Annotated in this window: 18 protein-coding genes; 5 read left to right on the top strand and 13 right to left on the bottom strand. The window is 70.7% G+C overall.

Features of this window, described 5'->3' with window-relative positions; translation table 11 throughout:
* Positions 1-50: 50 nt before the first annotated feature.
* Genes ACFY1H_RS27500 through ACFY1H_RS27490 form a run of 3 tightly spaced genes read left to right on the top strand, consistent with a single transcriptional unit; the run spans position 51 to position 1,863 of the window.
* Positions 51-629, top strand: coding sequence for a TetR family transcriptional regulator (locus tag ACFY1H_RS27500; protein WP_366584239.1), 579 nt, complete (start codon positions 51-53; stop codon positions 627-629).
* Positions 629-1,438 carry an MBL fold metallo-hydrolase gene (locus ACFY1H_RS27495; protein WP_366584238.1) on the top strand — a complete coding sequence of 270 codons (810 nt, stop codon included), beginning with the start codon at positions 629-631 and terminating at the stop codon, positions 1,436-1,438. The genes ACFY1H_RS27500 and ACFY1H_RS27495 overlap by 1 nt, the downstream gene beginning before the upstream one ends.
* The gene (locus tag ACFY1H_RS27490; protein WP_366584237.1) at positions 1,435-1,863 is read left to right on the top strand and encodes a DUF5958 family protein; all 429 of its coding nucleotides are present in this window, start codon (positions 1,435-1,437) and stop codon (positions 1,861-1,863) included. Before ACFY1H_RS27495 ends, ACFY1H_RS27490 begins: the two co-directional genes overlap by 4 nt.
* On the opposite strand, the gene ACFY1H_RS27485 is transcribed toward ACFY1H_RS27490, so the two are convergent.
* From ACFY1H_RS27485 to pdxH, 4 genes are all read right to left on the bottom strand, one after another.
* Positions 1,823-3,184 (bottom strand): APC family permease, encoded by a 1,362-nt coding sequence (locus tag ACFY1H_RS27485; RefSeq protein ID WP_366584236.1) that lies wholly within the window; start codon positions 3,182-3,184, stop codon positions 1,823-1,825. The two genes, ACFY1H_RS27490 and ACFY1H_RS27485, sit on opposite strands and share 41 nt — an antisense overlap.
* A 38-nt stretch (positions 3,185-3,222) precedes the next feature.
* Complete coding sequence (locus tag ACFY1H_RS27480) at positions 3,223-3,753, bottom strand: hypothetical protein (RefSeq protein WP_366584235.1); 531 nt, start codon at positions 3,751-3,753, stop codon at positions 3,223-3,225.
* A 24-nt stretch (positions 3,754-3,777) separates the two neighbouring features.
* Positions 3,778-5,118 (bottom strand): MFS transporter, encoded by a 1,341-nt coding sequence (locus ACFY1H_RS27475; protein ID WP_366584234.1) that lies wholly within the window; start codon positions 5,116-5,118, stop codon positions 3,778-3,780.
* A gap of 278 nt (positions 5,119-5,396) precedes the next feature.
* Positions 5,397-6,080 (bottom strand): pyridoxamine 5'-phosphate oxidase, encoded by a 684-nt coding sequence (gene pdxH / locus ACFY1H_RS27470; RefSeq protein ID WP_366584233.1) that lies wholly within the window; start codon positions 6,078-6,080, stop codon positions 5,397-5,399.
* Positions 6,081-6,312: 232 nt separating this feature from the next.
* Here pdxH and ACFY1H_RS27465 point away from each other — a divergent pair, with 232 nt between their 5' ends.
* A complete protein-coding gene (locus tag ACFY1H_RS27465; RefSeq protein WP_366584232.1) occupies positions 6,313-7,989 on the top strand; it encodes a hypothetical protein in 1,677 nt (558 codons plus the stop codon).
* Positions 7,990-8,010: 21 nt separating this feature from the next.
* On the opposite strand, the gene ACFY1H_RS27460 is transcribed toward ACFY1H_RS27465, so the two are convergent.
* From ACFY1H_RS27460 to ACFY1H_RS27430, 7 genes are all read right to left on the bottom strand, one after another.
* A complete protein-coding gene (locus ACFY1H_RS27460) occupies positions 8,011-8,628 on the bottom strand; it encodes a TetR/AcrR family transcriptional regulator (RefSeq protein WP_366584231.1) in 618 nt (205 codons plus the stop codon).
* Between the two features lie 497 nt (positions 8,629-9,125).
* Entirely contained in the window at positions 9,126-9,824 is a 699-nt protein-coding gene (locus tag ACFY1H_RS27455) for an urease accessory protein UreD (RefSeq protein WP_366584351.1), read from the bottom strand.
* A complete protein-coding gene (gene ureG / locus ACFY1H_RS27450; RefSeq protein WP_366584230.1) occupies positions 9,821-10,540 on the bottom strand; it encodes an urease accessory protein UreG in 720 nt (239 codons plus the stop codon). Before ureG ends, ACFY1H_RS27455 begins: the two co-directional genes overlap by 4 nt.
* Positions 10,530-11,216, bottom strand: a complete 687-nt coding sequence (locus tag ACFY1H_RS27445) for an urease accessory UreF family protein (RefSeq protein ID WP_366584229.1) — start codon at positions 11,214-11,216, stop codon at positions 10,530-10,532. Before ACFY1H_RS27445 ends, ureG begins: the two co-directional genes overlap by 11 nt.
* Positions 11,216-12,937, bottom strand: coding sequence for an urease subunit alpha (locus tag ACFY1H_RS27440; RefSeq protein ID WP_366584228.1), 1,722 nt, complete (start codon positions 12,935-12,937; stop codon positions 11,216-11,218). The genes ACFY1H_RS27445 and ACFY1H_RS27440 overlap by 1 nt, the downstream gene beginning before the upstream one ends.
* Before the next feature lie 2 nt (positions 12,938-12,939).
* Positions 12,940-13,245, bottom strand: a complete 306-nt coding sequence (locus tag ACFY1H_RS27435; protein ID WP_366584227.1) for an urease subunit beta — start codon at positions 13,243-13,245, stop codon at positions 12,940-12,942.
* A gap of 9 nt (positions 13,246-13,254) precedes the next feature.
* Positions 13,255-13,557, bottom strand: a complete 303-nt coding sequence (locus tag ACFY1H_RS27430; RefSeq protein WP_360593630.1) for an urease subunit gamma — start codon at positions 13,555-13,557, stop codon at positions 13,255-13,257.
* A gap of 306 nt (positions 13,558-13,863) precedes the next feature.
* Here ACFY1H_RS27430 and ACFY1H_RS27425 point away from each other — a divergent pair, with 306 nt between their 5' ends.
* The gene (locus tag ACFY1H_RS27425) at positions 13,864-15,009 is read left to right on the top strand and encodes a citrate synthase 2 (RefSeq protein WP_366584226.1); all 1,146 of its coding nucleotides are present in this window, start codon (positions 13,864-13,866) and stop codon (positions 15,007-15,009) included.
* Positions 15,010-15,116: 107 nt separating this feature from the next.
* On the opposite strand, the gene ACFY1H_RS27420 is transcribed toward ACFY1H_RS27425, so the two are convergent.
* Both ACFY1H_RS27420 and ACFY1H_RS27415 read right to left on the bottom strand, forming a co-directional pair.
* Entirely contained in the window at positions 15,117-15,701 is a 585-nt protein-coding gene (locus ACFY1H_RS27420) for a TetR/AcrR family transcriptional regulator (protein WP_366582552.1), read from the bottom strand.
* Between the two features lie 14 nt (positions 15,702-15,715).
* Positions 15,716-17,419, bottom strand: a complete 1,704-nt coding sequence (locus tag ACFY1H_RS27415) for an SDR family oxidoreductase (protein WP_386951394.1) — start codon at positions 17,417-17,419, stop codon at positions 15,716-15,718.
* Positions 17,420-17,513: the final 94 nt, after the last annotated feature.

Here is a 17,513-nt window from a genome sequence, read left to right as displayed (position 1 = left end):
CGGTTAAACTAACTAGACCGGTCGTCTTAGTTTGGGCTACGGTGAGCCGCATGGTCCGCCGCACCGACTCCCGCCGCCGCATGCTCGACTCCGCCGCCGAGCTGTTCCAGGCGCAGGGCTACCACGCCACCGGCCTCACGCAGCTCGTCGCCGCGGGGGGCGCCCCGAAGGGCTCGCTGTACTTCCACTTCCCCGGCGGCAAAGAACAGCTGGCGGCCGAGGCCGTGCGGCTGTCGAGCGAACGGGTGGCCGACGTGCTGACCGCCGTGGTCACCGCCGCGCCGGACCCGGCGTCGGCGATCGACGCGGTGGTCGACGCCCTCGCCGCTTCGCTCACCGAATCCGGCTTCCGCCGTGGGTGTCCACTTGCGACAGTCGCGCTGGAGGCCGCCGCCGAGAGCGAGCCGATCCGCGAGGCCTGCCAGGACGGTTACGCCGGCTGGCACTCACGGCTGGCCGAGTACTTCACCCGCTCCGGCCTGGCGGCGGACCGCGCGTCTTCCCTGGCGACGGTGGTGCTCGCGTCGATCGAGGGCGCGCTGCTGTTCGCCAAGACCCGCCGCGACGTCACGCCCCTGCGTGACATCGCCGCCCACCTGCACACCACCGTCGAGAGGGAGTTCGCCTGATGCGCGTGCACCACCTGAACTGCGGCACCATGACCCCGATCGGTGGCCGGCTCGTCGACGGCCGACCCGGCCTGTTCCGGCACGCCACGCTCGTGTGCCACTGCCTGCTGCTCGAAACCGACACCGGGCTGGCGCTGATCGAGACCGGCATGGGCACCCCCGCCGTCGCCGACCCGCAACGCTGGCTGGGCCGCCGGTTCCTCACCCTGTCGAAGCCCGTGTCGCGCACCGAGGAAACCGCCGTGGCCCAGATCCGCGCCCTCGGCTTCGACCCGGCGGACGTGCGCGACATCGTGCTGACCCACCTCGACCTCGACCACGCCGGCGGTCTCGTCGACTTCCCGCAGGCCCGCGTGCACGTCTACGCGGCCGAACTGGCGGCCTACCACGCGGGCAACCCGCGTTACCGGCGCGTGCAGTTCGCCCACGGTCCACAGTGGACGCCATACGAAGACGCCGGCGACAACTGGTTCGGCTTCTCCGCCGTCCGCGAACTCGACGGCCTGCCCGACGTCGCCCTGATCCCCCTGCACGGCCACACCGCCGGCCACGCCGGCATCGCCGTCCACACGGCCACCGGCTGGCTCCTCAACGCCGGCGACGCCTACTTCTTCCACTCCGAGATCGACGAACCCGCCTCCATCCCCCCGGGCCTGGCGATGTTCGAACGTTTCGTGCAGACACTGCCCGAACAGCGCCGCGCGAACCAGCACCGCCTACGCGAACTGCGGCAGACGACCGACGTGGAGATCTTCGCCGCCCACGACCTCACCGACTTCGAACGCCTCAGCCGGCGGACCCGGGCATGATCGCCGCATTGCTGAACGAGCTCGCCCAGGGCTTGCGCACGCTGGACGAAGGCATGGCCTGGTTCGAATCCCTCGACCAGGATGGCCGCCGCGCCGCATTGACCCGGCCGCAGGAATACTGCGTTCAAGCCCGTGCGGTCTCCGACGACGTGGCGGAGGCCGCCACTCAGGTGGGGCTGAAGCCAGGCAACACCGCGGTTGTGGTCGCCTCAACCGGACGGAGCCCCGAACCGATGGCGGTCCAGCTACGCAAGCTCACCGAGCTGCACCCGCCCGACCAGCAGCGCAGTGCGTTCCGCCTTCTGGTCGGCCTCCTCAGCGTCGCGGACGAGCGCCGTCGACGACACTGCGATGGTTACTGCACCCACTGGTGGCACCACCCGCCTACCCCACACGCTCGGACCGACGGTCCAAACCCCGCTTGACCAGCCAGTTCACGAACCACAGCACCACACCCACGCCCAGCAGGACGGCGCCCACGGTGTAGTCGCTCGCCGGGCGGCCCGACAGCGGGCTCACGAGGTAGAGGCAGAAGATCGCGGCCAGCACGGGGATCGCGGTGGGTGCGCGGAAGTGTTTGTGCGCCACCTTGTCCTTGCGCAGCACGAGCAGGGCGACGTTGACGATGGCGAACACCACGAGCAGCAGCAGCGCCGTGGTGCCGCCGAGTGCGCTGATGTCCACAAAGGACACCAGAAGGATCGCGATGGCGCTGGTGAAGATGATCGACACCCACGGCGTGCGGCGCGTGGGGTGGACGCGGCCGAAGACCGACGGCAGGACGCGCTCGTTGGCCAGGCCGTAGAGCAGGCGGCTGGCCATGAGCATGTTGATCAGCGCCGAGTTGATGACCGCGAACAGGCCGATGGCCGAGAAGACTTCGCGCGGGAAGCCGGGGGCGCCGACGTCGAGCACGGTGAGCAGTGCGCTGCTCTTGGCCGCGGCCAGGTCGTCGGCCGGGACGAGCAGGGAGGACGTGATGGAGACCAGCACGTAGATCGTCGCGGCGACGACCATGCCCCAGAGCATGGCCTTCGGGAAGATACGCACCGGGTCGTGGCATTCCTCGGCCATGTTCACGGAGTCCTCGAAGCCGACCATGGCGAAGAACGCCAGCGAGGTGGCCGACGTGATCGCCACCAGCCACGTCTTGTCGGCCGTGTTGATCTCGACCAGCCGCGACGGTTCGCCGTTGCCGTTGATCACGGCCCACACCCCGACGCCGATGATGATCAGCAGGCCGGACAGTTCGATGCAGGTGAGCACCGCGTTGGCCTTCACCGATTCGCCCACGCCGCGGAAGTTGATCAGTCCCAGCGCGATCACGAACACGATGCCGACCAGCACCATCGGCAGCTTCACGAACGCCGCCAGGTACGTCGCGCCGAACGCGACCGCGGCCGACGACGCCGACGTGATCCCCGAGCACATCACCGCGAACGCGACCATGAACGTCAGGAACGGCACCCCGAACGCCTTGTTCGTGTACAGCGCGGCACCCGCCGCCCGCGGGTACTTGCCGACCAGCTCCAGGTAGCTGAACGCGGTCATGAACGCGACCACGAACGCCAGCAGGAACGGCAGCCACAGCGCCCCGCCGACGCGGCCGGCGACCTGGCCGGTCAGCGCGTAGATCCCCGTACCGATGATGTCGCCGACCACGAAGAACAACAGGAGCTTCGGCCCCATCACGCGCCGGAGACCCGGTCCACCCACCTGCGGACCGTCCGCCCTAACGTCCGTCATGGGCGAATAGTCTGCCTTGTCCGGCTGCCTCGCGAAAGTCAGACGGCGGTGACAGCCGTTTTGACCAGCGGAATCATCATCTGCTGCGTCATCTTCACCGGGCCGGTGTAGTTGACGAGCACGGGCACGCCCTTGACGATCTTGGCCGTGGCGAGCGTCGCGGTCTTCTGCTCGTCGGTGTAGTACACGGCGCCGTTGGGGAAGCCCGGCACGTCGACGGCGCCCGGCTTGGCCTTCTTGATGGCCGCGACCATTTCGGCCGGATCGGCCTGGCGGCCCTCGTAGCGGGTCACGGCCAGCGCGCCGGCCTGCTTGTCGCCGACGAGGTATTCGCAGCTCGTGGCCTTGCCGCCGTTGCTGGCGTTCTCCTGGTTCGGGCCGACCTTCGACGTGACTCCGGGGATCTTGATGGCGTTGCCGACCTCGCTGGCCGAGAGCAGCGAGCACGTCGACCCCGGCGGCGCGGGCTTCGTGGAGGACGGTTTCGGCGGGGCGGCCTGCTGCTCACCCGAGGAGCAGGCGGTGAGCGCGGCGGCGGTGAGCAACAGGGCGACCGGGTAAACACGCATGCCCGGCATGTTAGGCCGTTTGGACTATTCTCCCGCGACCGGTTCGACACCCTTCGCCGCGACCGGCTCCGGCTCGGCCTTTCCCGTGGGCGCGCGGTAGCGCCAGAACGCGGGCAGCACCAGCATCGCCGCGAGCACCAGCACGATCACCAGCAGCCCACCGCCCGTCGCGGCGGCCTCGGTGCCCCACGCGGCGCCGGCCCAGCCGTGCGTGAGGTCGGCCAGCCGCGGACCGCCCGCGACGACGACCGTGAACACGCCCTGGAGGCGGCCGCGCATCTCGTCGGTGGTGGCGGTCTGCAGGATGGCCTGGCGGTAGACGGAGCTGACCATGTCGGCGGCGCCGGCCAGCGCCATGAAGATCACCGCGAGCCACAGTGAGTGCGCGAGCCCGAACGCCGCGACGGCCGCGCCCCACAGGCAGATCGAGACCACGACGGCCACACCCTGGCGCGAAACGCGGTGCAGCCAGCCGGAGAACAGGCCGATCAGCATCGCGCCGGCCGGGAGCGCCGCGTAGAGCAGACCCAGCGCGGGACCACCGCCCGGCGGGTCGCCGAAGGTGCGCTCGGCCATCTCCGGGATCAGCGCGCGCGGCATACCCGCGACCATCGCGATGATGTCCGCGACGAACGACGCCAGCAGCACCTTCTGCGTGGCCAGGTAGCGGAACCCGTCGACCACATCGCCGAACCCCGCCCGCCGCGACGGCCCGTTCAGCGGCGGAATCGACGGCAACCGCCACACGGCGATGAGCGTGATCATCAACGCGCACACGTCGACGAGATACAGCGTCGACAGCCCGATCACGGGAATCAGCGCCCCACCGAACAGCGGCCCGAACACCGCACCGAACGTCGACATCGTCGTGTTCAGCGCATTGGCCGACGGCAGCAGCTCCGGCGGCACCAGCCGCGCGACGACCGCACCACGCGTCGGCATGTTGATCGCGAAGAACGCCTGGTTGGCCGCCAGCAACACCAGCACCAGCGTCACGGAGTGGAAGTCCGCGAAGGCCTGCAGCCACAGCAGCGCCGAGGAGGCCGCCACCCCGACGTTCGTGACCAGCAGCAGCTTCCGCCGGTCGACCGCATCGGCGATCGCCCCGCCCCACAACCCGAACACCAGCAGCGGCACCAACGCGACGGCCCCGGTCAGCCCCACGTACCCGGACGACCCCGTCAGGTCGAACACCTGCTTCGGCACCGCCACAGCCGTCAGCTGCGACCCCACCGCGGTCACCGCCGTCGACACCCACAACCGCCGAAACGCCGGAATCTTCAACGGCCGCGTATCGACCACAATGCGCCCGAGGACTCCACGCGCCCCCCGACGAGGGCGCGACGACCCCGGATCAGAACTCACGACTCACTACCTTAGCCGCGCTAACTAACTCACCGCGGGTGATTTTGATCGCCGCCGCGCCCCAACCACCCGTTTTGTCTTTTTCCCACCACGCAACGGCCGGCCGACAACGCACCCCACAGCGCACCCAGACCCGGCCCTGCACCTCGATCCTCGCGCCCTTCACAGAAACAATCAAAGATCGGGGTGCGCCCCCACCAAGCTCAAACCGCGAGCAAACCGCAAACAGCAACCAGCGGACACGCACTCAGCAGCCACGCCCCCAACCGGACCAGGGATCAGGGAGCCAACCGCTCCACAACCCACCCATCATCCGTCCGCTTGAACCTCAACCGGTCATGCATCCGGTCTTCCCGCCCCTGCCAGAACTCCACGAAATCAGGCCGGATCCGCCACCCACCCCAGTGCGGCGGCGCCGGAATCTCCTCCACGTCCCCGAACCGCCGCTCGATCCCCCGCAACGCGTTCTCCAACGCCCGCCGCCCGTCGACGATCCGCGACTGCGGCGAAGCCCAAGCCCCCAACTGCGAACCCCTCGGCCGCTGCGCCCAATACGCAGCCGTCTCCGCGGAGCCCACCTTCTCCACTTCACCCCGCACCGTCACCTGCCGCTGCAGGGCGTACCAGGGGAACGTCGCCGACGCGTACCGCGTGGCGGTGAGGTCGTGGCTCTTCGCCGAGGTGTAGTTCGTGTAGAACACCACGCCCCGCTCGTCCAGCCCCTTGCACAGGACCGTGCGCGACGACGGGTGACCCTCTTGGTCCGCCGTGGCGAGGACCATCGCGTTGGGTTCGGCGACGCCTTCGGAGATCGCCTGGCCCAGCCAGTTCTGCAGCTGCTCGGTCCAGGTGGCCGCGAGCGCCGTCTCGTCGAACGGGGCGCCGTCGTAGGCCACCCGCATCCCGGGCAGCCGGACCACCGCGTCGGCTACCTCGGTCACCTCGTCGGTCTCCGGCATCATGGGCCCCAACCTCCGTACCCCCTGGTGAGGGTGTCGACTCATCGGTATCCGGAGACGGTATTGGGTCCCCAGCTGCGGCGAAACCCACCGAACGGTGACTCCTGCCACCCTCTGGTGCTCACCGAGCTGTAACCGCAGGACCCCGAACCGTAACCCCCGGGTTACCTCGCGGACCCTGATCGATAAAGGCGCGGCCTAGCGTCTGGCCTCCCCACCGTCTGGAGGCAGGCCCTTGACCGACACCCTGTCCGAAACCGGCGAAGACACCACGAAGCCGCAGCGGACGTACGCCGCTCTCGCCGCCAACGAGAACCGCGAGGACTACTCGCTCCGGTTCGCCGCCCACTCGTTCCGCCGCTGGTCCCCGCTCGTGGTCGCCACCACCGCGCTCGGCGGCATCGCCTACCTCGCCGACTTCGCGATCGGTGCCAGCATCGTGCTCTCCTACGGCTTCACGTCCGGTGTGCTGGCGATCCTCGCGGCGGCCGTCGTGATCTTCGTGACGGGCGTCCCGATCGCGCGTGCCTGCGCGACGTACGGCGTGGACATGGACCTGCTCACCCGCGGAGCGGGCTTCGGCTACTTCGGGTCGACGCTCACGTCGCTGGTCTACGCCAGCTTCACCGTCATCTTCTTCTCGCTCGAAGGCTCGATCATGGGCCAGGCGTTCGAGCTCGCGCTCGGGATTCCGTTGCCGATCGGCTACCTGCTCGCGACGCTGATCGTGCTGCCCTTCGCCCTGTACGGCATGGGCGCGGTCGCGAAGATGCAGACGTGGACGCAGCCGTTGTGGATCGCGGGCCTGGTGCTGCCGTTCGTGGTGGTGCTGGTGCGCGAGCCGGGCCGCTTCGCCGACTTCGCGTCCTTCGGCGGCACCGAAGGCGCGGGCGCCGGTTTCTCGGCCGTCGGGTTCGGCTTCGGCATGGGCGTGGCGCTGTCGTTGATCGGGCAGATTGGCGAGCAGGCCGACTACCTGCGGTTCATGCCGGAGAAGACGGTGGAGAACAAGCGTTCCTGGTGGGCCGCCGTGCTCGCCGCCGGCCCCGGCTGGGTCGTCCTCGGTGCGGCGAAGCAGATCGGCGGCGCGCTGCTCGCGTTCCTCGCGCTCGGCGCGGTGGGCAAGGCGGCCGCACTCGAGCCGATCGCGCCGTACCTGGCGGCGGTGAAACCCGCGCTCGGGCCGGTGGCGCTGACGTTCGCGGCGCTGTTCGTGGTCGTGTCGCAGATCAAGATCAACACCACCAACGCCTACTCGGGCTCGCTGTCGTTCGCCAACTTCTTCTCGCGCGTGCTGCACAAGCACCCCGGCCGCGCCTGGTACGTGCTGGTCAACTGCGGGATCGCGCTGGCGCTCATGGAGTTCGGCGCGTTCGCGTTCCTCAACAAGATCCTGGGCTTCTACTCGAACGTCGCCATCGCGTGGATCGGCGCGGTGTGCGCGGACCTGGTGATCGCGAAACCGCTGGGCCTCTCGCCGCGCTACATCGAGTTCAAGCGCGCGTACCTGCACAAGGTCAACCCCGTGGGCTTCGGTTCGATGCTCGTCGCCTCGGCCGCGTCGATCGTGGCCTACTTCGGCGCGTTCGGTCCGGTGCTCGCGGCCTTCAGCCCGCTGCTGGCGCTGGTGATCGCCGTGGTGCTGGTGCCGACGCTGGCCTTGGCGACGAAGGGGAAGTACTACCTGGCGCGGCCCAACACCGTGTCCGGCCCCGGCGTCGAGGCCGACCTGCGCGCCACGCACACGTGCTCGGTGTGCGGCGACGCCTACGAGCTGCCCGACATCGCCGACTGCGCCAAGCAGGACGGGGCGATCTGCTCGCTGTGCTGCACGCTCGACAGCACCTGCCACGACCTGTGCCGCACCGCGGGCCCGGTCGACCTGCCGCTGCCCACTCCCAGGCCGGCCTGAACCACGCGGTGACCGAGGACGTCAGGACCGGGTGATCGCCGCCAGCATCAGGCCGCGCAGCTCGGCCCCGACGTCCTCCACCGGCAACGGCGGCTCGTGCGCCTGCCATTCGCGCAGCAAGCCCGTGGCGGCACCGACAAGCGCGATCGCGGTGAGCCGGTAGTCGCGGTCCGGCGCCACGCCGGCTTCGGCCGCGCGGCGCGCCTCCGTCTCGATGAACGTGGCCCAGCGGTCCACCCACACCTGGTGCTGCTCCTCGAGCTCCGGGCTCACGCCCACGGCCTCGACGTAGTTCAGCCGCGGCATGCGCGGGTCGATGGTCACCGTGGCGACGAAGACGTCGAGCAGCTTCGCGATGCGCGTCATCGCGTCGGCGTCCTTGACCTCCTCCAGCGCGGCCGAGACGTGCGTGAGCGCGAGCGAGTTGATCCGGTCGTGCAGCGTCCGCAGCACCTCTTCCTTGCTGCCGAACTCCTCGTAGAAGTTCCGGGTGGACACCCCGGCACGAGTACACAACTGGGTGATCTTCGCCTGCCGGAAGCCCGTCGAGGTGAACAGCTCCAGTGCGGCCGTCAGCAGCCGCTCCCGGCGCTCGGCGCGTCTCTGCTCCGGCGGGACGCCACCGTAGGTACGGGCCACCGGCCCTCCTTCCCGCCGCGCGCCGCCCAGGGCGGCACCGGCGTCCATCTTGTGAAAATCCCAATTACCGATCAAACGGACGCGGGAGCGCTCGAAAATTGATTCCGGTAATCGCGGTGGCCACTCCGTCGAGCACTCACCAAACATGGCCCACGCGCACGGTCCGATGGCCTTTCACACCGTCGAACCCGCGGCGATCACGGTATCGAGCAGCGGAACACCGGCTCGCGCAGGCCCCATCACAGGCGATCACCGAACGCTAAGTCGTTGCCACGCCTGGGAATCGTCCCTGCACCTCGCGCTTGAACGCTGTTCTGCCCGGATGCGTCACGGCGGCACGCGCCGATCCGCGGTCCGGCGTGCGCGACACCGCGCGGCCCTCGCCGCGCGTTCGGTACCGACGTGGACTGGCAGGGCTTCCCCTCGCTGGAACACCGTTTCGGCGTTCCCGGTCGACGTGCGCTGGCTGGGCACGAAGTTTTAGCAGCCCCAGCGGTTCAAGGCAACAACCCCAAGGCAACCACGGCGTCTTCGGCCAGCGCCGTGGTGAGCGTGACCCCGGCGGCCGGCGAGGTGCGCGCCCACCAGTCGCCCGAAGCCGTGGGGCGCGCGGGAAAACCCACGTCGAGGTCCGTCGCGAGCACTCGTTTGCCCGCCAGCACGGCCAGTCCGGCGTCCAGTGCGGGGTCGCCGATCGTCTGTGTCTGGCGCAGCAGGGGAACTCCGCCGCGCAGCACGTGCGTGGACGTGGTGAGCCGGCCGGGCCGTTCGCCCGCGCGACCCAGTACCAGGACTTCCCGGGTGTGGAAACGGGAATTTTCCCCCAGCCTCGCACGCAGCACGGCCACGTGGTCCGCGCGGGCGGTGACGACCGTCGGCTCGGGCAGGTAGGCCAGCGAACCGCCGTCGGCCACCTCGATGTCCACAGTGGACGAACTGCCGCCACCGGAGGGCCCCGGCAACGCGAGCGTCGCCGCCACCCCGGACAGCCGCAGCGCTGCACCGGGCCCGACGCGGACGTCGAGGAGCAGCTCGTCGCCACCCAGCGGCGCGGTGGCGGAGCTGACGAGGTGCACCACGGCTTCGGCCCCGGTGCGCCGGCGCGGGAACAACGTCAGCGGCGCCATCGAGCGCAGCTCACGCAGCACCGTCCGGCCGTCCTCGAAGCACGCGACCACCCGCGCGTGGGCCTTCACCCCGCGCGCACCGGCAGCACCGACCGCACCCACTTCGCGACATCAGGCGCGTCCGGCGTATCCACGAGCGACTGCGCGATGACCGGCAGCTCGCCACGCATGCGGTGCGCGTCGGACGTCATCACGCCGAGGTCCGCGCCGACGAGGTGGGCGATGTCGATCTTGTTGATCACCAGCAGGTCGGCCGTCGTCACGCCGGGGCCGCCCTTGCGCGGCACCTTGTCGCCGCCCGCGACGTCGACCACGAACACCTGGCTGTCGGCGAGGCCCCGGCTGAACACCGCGGTGAGGTTGTCGCCGCCGCTTTCGATGATGACCAGGTCCAGACCGGGGAACCGCTCCTCGAGCTGCTCGACGGCGTCGAGGTTGGCGGTGATGTCGTCGCGGATCGCCGTGTGCGGGCAGGCGCCGGTCTGCACCGCCTCGATGCGCTCGGGCGCGAGCACGCCGGCCTTGCGCAGGAAGTCGGCGTCTTCGGTGGTGTAGATGTCGTTGGTGACCACGGCGAGGTTCAGCTCACCGCCGAGCGCGCGGCACAGGGCCGCGGTGAGCGCCGTCTTCCCACTGCCGACGGGACCGCCGATGCCGATGCGGTAGGCGCGCCCGGCCGTCGGGGCCGGCTCGTGGTGGTCGGGTTCGGTTTCCGTGGGGTCGAAGCTGATCGCGTGAAAGTGACCGTGGCCGTGGCCGTGTTCATGGCCGTGTTCAGCTGGCAAAGAGACGCACCTCTTCCTCGTGGTGCCGGGCGTGGGCCTCGGCGAACAGGTCCAGCGCCGGTGAGCCCGGCGCGGGCAGGTCCGCCGGGTCCAGCCCGGCGACGTCGGCGGCGGCCCCGGCCACGACGCGCACCTCGGCGCCGAGCCGGGCCACCACGGCGTTGACGGCGAACGGGTCGAGCCCCAGCAGCCGCACGGCCGCGCTCGCGGGCCCGCTCACAGCCAGGTAGGCCACGGCCGCCGCGGCCTCGGCCGGCTCGCCGCCGGCGATGCCCACCAGCGCGCCGCAGACGATCGGGTGGTGCGGCCGCGGCGTCTCGGCCAGCAGCGCGGTCAGCACCGGCGACGGCCACGCGACCGCCCCGGCCCGCGCGGTGCCCCGGCCTTGGGCGCGCGACGCCACGCGTTGGGCCGGCGAGGGCGTGCGCGCGTCGAGTTCCTCGTCGAGCCGCCGCCAGTGTCCACTATGGACGCGACGGCCGGCGGCATGAGCCGAGGCCGCGGCGAACGCGGCCGACAGCGCGCCGGCCGTGCGCAGGCGGCTGAGCAGGAAGCCGGGCAGGTCGGCCTCGGTCGTCACGAGCCGGCGGCTCACGGCCTCTTCCAGGCCGCCGGAGTGCACGTGGCCGCCCCCGGGGAAGCGGGAGTCGGCGAGGATCAGCGCGGCGAGGTCCATCAGAACAAGAAGTACCGCTGGGCCATCGGCAGCTCCGTCACCGGCATCGGCTCGATGAGCTCACCGTCCACGCGCACCGCGAAGCTGTCGGGCTCCACGCGCACGTCCGGGGTCGCGTCGTTCAGCACCATGTCCGCCTTGGTCCGCGCCCGCGTGTTCGCGACGGCGACCAGCGGCCGGTTGATACCGAACGTCTCCGCCAGCCCCGATTCGAGGGCCTCCGGAGCCACGAAGTGCAGGCTCGACGCGGCGGCCACCCGCGGCGCGGCGCCGAACATCGGCCGGGCCAGCACCGGCTGCGGCGTCGGGATCGACGCGTTCGCGTCCCCCATCGCCGCCCACGCGGGGAAGCCGCCCTTGAGCACCACGTGCGGTCGCACGCCGAAGAACTTCGGTTCCCACAGCACGAGGTCCGCGAGCTTGCCGACCTCCACCGAGCCGATCTCGGCGTCCATGCCGTGGGCGATGGCGGGGTTGATCGTGTACTTGGCGACATAACGACGCGCGCGCAAGTTGTCGGCCGCGCCGTCGCCGGGCAGGGCGCCGCGGCGGCGTTTCATCACGTGCGCGGTCTGCCAGGTGCGGATGATCACCTCGCCGATGCGGCCCATGGCCTGCGAGTCGGAGCTCATCATCGAGATGGCGCCGAGGTCGTGCAGCACGTCCTCGGCGGCAATGGTGCTCGGCCGGATCCGGCTCTCGGCGAAGGCCAGATCCTCGGGCACCGACGGATTGAGGTGGTGGCAGACCACCAGCATGTCGAGGTGCTCGTCGAGCGTGTTGACGGTGTGCGGACGCGTCGGATTGGTCGAGGACGGCAGGATGTGCGGCAGCCCGACGACCTGGATGATGTCCGGCGCGTGGCCACCGCCGGCGCCCTCGGTGTGGTACGCGTTGATCGAGCGGCCGCGGATCGCCTCCACAGTGGACTCGAGGAAGCCGGCCTCGTTGAGCGTGTCGGTGTGGATGGCCACCTGCACGCCGGACTCGTCGGCCACGGTGAGGCATGCGTCGATGGCGGCCGGCGTGGTGCCCCAGTCCTCGTGGAGCTTGAACCCGCCGGCTCCGGCGGCCAGCTGCTCGCGCAGGGCCTCGTGCCGCACGGTGTTCCCCTTGCCCAGCAGCAGGACGTTGACCGGGTAACCGTCCATTGCGGACAGCATGCGGCCGAGGTTCCACGCGCCGGGCGTGACGGTGGTGGCCTTGGTGCCCTCGTTCGGCCCGGTGCCGCCGCCGACGAGCGTGGTCAGGCCCGCGGCGAGCGCGGTGTCCACGAGCTGGGGGCAGACGAAGTGCACGTGGCAGTCGATGCCGCCCGCGGTGAGGATCTTCCCGTTGCCCGACAGGACTTCCGTGGCCGGGCCGATCACGAGCGCCGGGTCGACGCCGTCCATCGTGTCGGGGTTGCCGGCCTTGCCGATGCCGACGATCCGCCCGTCGCGCACGCCGACGTCGGCCTTCACCACACCCCAGTGGTCGAGGATCACGACACCGGTGATGACCAGGTCGGGGGCGCCTTCCGCACGCGTGGCCATACCCTGGCCCATCGACTCGCGGATGACCTTGCCGCCGCCGAAGAGCACCTCGTCGCCGGAACCCGACGGGCCCATCGACCGGTCTTCGGTCACCTCGATGAGCAGGTCCGTGTCGGCCAGCCGGATCCGATCACCGGTGGTGGGGCCGAACAATTCCGCATAACGCTCACGATCGATCTGCGGCATTCTCAGAACTCTCCGGCGTATTCGGTGCGCAACCCCGGCACACGCCGGTTTCCTCGCAGCGGAACAAGATCGACTTCACGCTCGACACCCGGCTCGAACCGCACCGACGTCCCCGCCGGCACATCGAGCCGGCGCCCGCGCGCGGCCTCGCGGTCGAACTCCAGACCCGGGTTCGCCGCCGCGAAGTGGTAGTGCGAACCGACCTGCACGGGCCGGTCGCCGAGGTTGCGCACGCGCAACCGCACCCGCTCCCGCCCGGGGTTCAGCTCCACGGGCTCGTCGCCGGGGATGATCTCGCCTGGCCGCACTCGGTTCTCCTAGACGATCGGGTCGTGCACGGTGACGAGTTTCGTCCCGTCCGGGAAAGTGGCCTCCACCTGCACGGAGTCGACCATTTCAGGCACTCCGGAGAGCACCTGCGCACGCGAGAGCACGCTGCGGCCGCTCGCTGCGAGCTCGCTCACGGAAAGCCCGTCACGCGCGCCTTCGAGCACGTGGTCGGTGATCAGCGCGACGGCCTCGGGGTAGTTGAGCAGCACGCCGCGCTCGAGACGGCGGCGCGCGACGTCGGCGGCGACGTGGACCAGCAGCTTGTCGCGTTCCTGCGGGCTCAGGTGCATGCGACAGGTTGTATCACCGGGCCCGCCGCGTCGCCGGGTTCGGAAACACAGGATTTACCTCCGGTACACCGCGCGTCCCCGGGCACGGTCACAGCCCGTTGCCGAAGAACTTGCCGCGACACGCCTTCCTGGACTGAATCGTTCTCGGAATCGTGACCGAAACCACCACATCTTTCATTGCCCACGGCTCGGCGGAGGAGCAAGGTTTGTCCAAACGTGCGATGAGGCGCGCCGAGGTTGCGTGTATCCCGTCAGCGCGAGTGGTCAGACAAAAGCCGGGGAAATGCGCATCGAAAGGTTCGCGAAGTGACTACCTCCACCATCAAGCAGCCGAACTCCGACCAAGCCGACGACGGCTTCCGCCCCGGCCTCGAAGGCGTGGTGGCGTTCCGCACCGAAATCGCCGAACCCGACCGGGACGGCGGCGCGCTGCGGTACCGCGGTGTCGACATCGAGGACCTCGCCGGCAAGGTGAGCTTCGGGGACGTGTGGGGCCTGCTCGTCGACGGCCGCTTCGGCAACGGGCTCCCGCCCGCCGAGCCGTTCCCGCTTCCGGTGCACACGGGCGACGTACGCGTGGACGTGCAGGCGGCGCTGCCGATGCTCGCGCCGATCTGGGGTTACGAACCGCTGCTCGACATCACCGACGAGCAGGCCCGCGACCAGCTCGCGCGCGCCTCGGTGATGGCGCTGTCCTACATCGCGCAGTCGGCGCGCGGCATTTCGCAGCCGGCCGTGCCGGAGTCGAAGGTCGACGAGGCCTCGACCATCACCGAACGCTTCATGGTGCGCTGGCGCGGCGAGCCGGACCCGGCCCACGTGAAGGCGCTCGACGCCTACTGGGTCTCCGCCGCCGAGCACGGCCTGAACGCGTCGACCTTCACCGCGCGTGTGATCGCGTCGACGGGTGCCGACGTTGCCGCCGCGCTCTCGGGCGCCATCGGCGCGATGTCGGGCCCGCTGCACGGTGGCGCGCCGGCGCGCGTGCTGCCGATGATCGAAGAGGTCGAGCGGACCGGTGACGCCGCCGGGCTGGTCAAGGGCATCCTCGACCGCAAGGAGCGCCTGATGGGCTTCGGCCACCGGGTCTACCGCGCGGAGGACCCGCGTGCCCGGGTGCTGCGCCGCACCTGCCAGGAGCTGGGCTCCGAGCGCTACGAGGTCGCCGCGGCGCTGGAGCAGGCCGCGCTGACCGAGCTGCGCGAGCGCCGCCCGGACCACCCGATCGAGACCAACGTGGAGTTCTGGGCCGCCGTGATCCTGGACTTCGCGCAGGTGCCGCCGAACATGATGCCCGCGATGTTCTCCTCCGCGCGCACCGCCGGCTGGGCGGCGCACATCCTGGAGCAGAAGCAGACCGGCCGCCTCGTGCGCCCGTCGGCGAAGTACGTGGGCCCGGAGCCCCGCAAGCCCGAGGACGTCGAGGGCTGGGAAACCGTCACCAAGCACTGACCGAAGCACCCCAATGTGGCGTTGGGGGGGGCCCCCCCCCCCCCCCCCCCCCACGGGGGGGGGGGGGCCCCCCCCCCCCCCCCCACCGCCACATTGGGGTGGTCGGGTCAGGGGGTGAGGGCGGGGTCGTGGGCGGCGGTCGTGGCGAGCATGGCCGTGAGCTGGTCGACGAGCCAGCCGTCGAGGATTTCGCGGGGCACGTTGCGGTCCTGCAGCCACGACAGCAACGCGCCCTCGACCACGGCCGTCCAGCACCGCAGCGTGAGCAGCACCAGTGGTGACGGCGAAGCGAGGCCCAGCGCGTCGAGGATCAGCTCCACGGACCGGTTGCGCACCTCGTCGATGGCCGCGTCCGTCTCCGACGTCGCGATCACGGAACCGCTGCGCAGCAAGGCGACGTAGCCGGCGCGGTAGTGATCGGCCACGTCGATGAGCCCCCGCACGGCCGTGCGCAGCCGGTGTTCCGGCGGGCCCTGCTCCAGGTGCGCGAGGCCGTCGACGAGGCCGTCGGTGACCGTGCGCAGCGCCTCGACCTGCAGCTCGCGCAGGCTCGGGAAGTAGCGGTAGAACAGCGGCCGCGACACCTCGGCGCGCGCGACGATGTCGTCCACCGTCACCAGCTCCGGCGCGCGGCTGCCGAACAGGTCCAGCGCGGCGGCGATCAGGTCGTCGCGCCGGGCCTGCGGGGTCATCCGGCGCGGGCGGCTCACGGGGTGACGTCCAGCTTCGCCGCCGCGCGCAGCAGGCCGGGCGTCAGCCGCGAGAGGACCAGCGCGACCTTCGCTTCGGGCGTCGACGCCTGGATCGCGCGATCGCGCTCGACGGCCCGCAGGATGTCGCGCGCCACCTTCTCCGGGCCGAAGCCGCGCCGCGCGTAGAGCTTGGTCGACGCCTTCTGCCGCCGCGCTTCCTCCTCCGGCGCGACGCCGACGAACCGCGTGGTGCTGGTGATGTTGGTGTTCACCAGACCCGGGCAGATCGCCGTCACACCGATGCCGGCCCCCGCCAGTTCCGCGCGCAGCCCGACGCTCAACGCGAGCACCGCGGCCTTGGTCGTGCCGTACGCCGTGAGGACCTTCGACGGCAGGTACGCGGCGGCCGACGCGAGGTTCACGATCTGCCCGCCCTCGGCGCGCTCGACCATCATCGGCGCGAACGCGCGGCACCCGTGGATCACGCCCCACAGGTTCACGTCCACGACCTTCTCCCAGTCGGCCAGCGACGTGTCGAGGAACGGCCCGGACATCCCGATGCCGGCGTTGTTCACCACGATGTCGGGCACACCGAACTCCGCGCGCACCTGCTCGGCGAACCGGGCCACGGCGTCGCCGTCGGCGGCGTCCACTGTGTACTCACCGGCCTCGACCCCCTTGTCCCGCAACAGCTTCGCCGTTTCGGTCGCCGCGGCCGGGTCCAGATCGGTGACCACCACGTCCGCACCCTCGTCGGCGAACGCCAGCGCGGTCGCCCGCCCGATGCCGCTGCCGGCCCCGGTGACGACCACCAGCCGGTTCGGGAACCGCCCGCGCTCGGCCCCACCGACGCGAGCACGCTTCAGTGCCCGGCTCTCCTCGCCGCCCTCGACGTGGTCGATCAGCTCGGCGGTCGCGGCGGCCACGACACCGGGATCGCTGCGGGTGATCCAGTGCGAGCCGACGAGCCGGCGCACCCGCAGGTCCGGCACCCAGCGCTCGATCTCCGTCTGCAGCGGAGTGGTCACGTAGGCGTCGCCGGTCGGCGCGAGCACCTGCACCGGCACGTCGGCGGTCCGCGGCACCGGGCGCGAAAGCCGCGAGCCGATGTTCGCGCGGTAGAGCTCCAGCCCGTTCAAGCCGTCGACGGTCGAGGGCGTGGCTTCGGCGGGCTCCAGCCGGCGCATGAGCGCGCGCATCAGCCCGGTGCGCCAGAACAGTTCCGGCACGACCGGGAGCTGGAACAGCAGGATGTAGTACGAGTGGAAGAACTGCCTCAGCGCGCGCGGCAGGCCCGACGGCCGCCGCAGCTGCGTGCGGAACCACGCGCCGGCGTGGTCGAGGCTCGGGCCGGAGATCGAGGTGTACGACGCGATCCGCCCGCGCAGCTCGTCGCCGGTGACCGCGTGCCAGGTCTGGATCGAACCCCAGTCGTGCGCGAGCAGGTGGACCTTGCCGGTCGGTTGCACGGCGTCGACGACCGCGGCGAGGTCCGAGGCGAGCTGGTCGAGGCGGTACGCGCTGCGCGCCTTGGGTTTGTCGGACTCACCCGCGCCGCGCACGTCGTAGACCACGACGCGGTGGCGGCGGCCGAGCTCGGCGGCGACACCGTCCCACATCGAGCCGTTGTCCGGGTAGCCGTGCACGAGCACGACCGTGGGCCCGTCCGCGGCGCCGGTCACGCGCACCGAGAGGCGGACACCGTCACTGGCGGTCACCTGCTTGTGAGACATTCTGTCATGTTAGACAATTTGTCAATAGAAGTGGTTCACCTCGGCGGCGGTTGCCGTCTGCCGGGCGTTCGTGCGTTGG

Origin of the sequence: Amycolatopsis sp. NPDC001319 (assembly GCF_042896185.1) — a bacterium.
Lineage (GTDB): Bacteria > Actinomycetota > Actinomycetes > Mycobacteriales > Pseudonocardiaceae > Amycolatopsis.
Note: the sequence above shows the minus strand (reverse complement) of the source record. Positions and strands in the feature narration are given on the sequence as shown.

Coding starts and splice junctions, on each gene's coding strand:
- ACFY1H_RS27500 (WP_366584239.1), top strand. CDS start 51: ATGGTCCGCCGCACCGACTCCCGCCGCCGCATGCTCGACTCCGCCGCC.
- ACFY1H_RS27495 (WP_366584238.1), top strand. CDS start 629: ATGCGCGTGCACCACCTGAACTGCGGCACCATGACCCCGATCGGTGGC.
- ACFY1H_RS27490 (WP_366584237.1), top strand. CDS start 1,435: ATGATCGCCGCATTGCTGAACGAGCTCGCCCAGGGCTTGCGCACGCTG.
- ACFY1H_RS27485 (WP_366584236.1), bottom strand. CDS start 3,184: ATGACGGACGTTAGGGCGGACGGTCCGCAGGTGGGTGGACCGGGTCTC.
- ACFY1H_RS27480 (WP_366584235.1), bottom strand. CDS start 3,753: ATGCGTGTTTACCCGGTCGCCCTGTTGCTCACCGCCGCCGCGCTCACC.
- pdxH (WP_366584233.1), bottom strand. CDS start 6,080: ATGATGCCGGAGACCGACGAGGTGACCGAGGTAGCCGACGCGGTGGTC.
- ACFY1H_RS27445 (WP_366584229.1), bottom strand. CDS start 11,216: ATGGACCTCGCCGCGCTGATCCTCGCCGACTCCCGCTTCCCCGGGGGC.
- ACFY1H_RS27440 (WP_366584228.1), bottom strand. CDS start 12,937: ATGCCGCAGATCGATCGTGAGCGTTATGCGGAATTGTTCGGCCCCACC.
- ACFY1H_RS27430 (WP_360593630.1), bottom strand. CDS start 13,557: ATGCACCTGAGCCCGCAGGAACGCGACAAGCTGCTGGTCCACGTCGCC.
- ACFY1H_RS27420 (WP_366582552.1), bottom strand. CDS start 15,701: ATGACCCCGCAGGCCCGGCGCGACGACCTGATCGCCGCCGCGCTGGAC.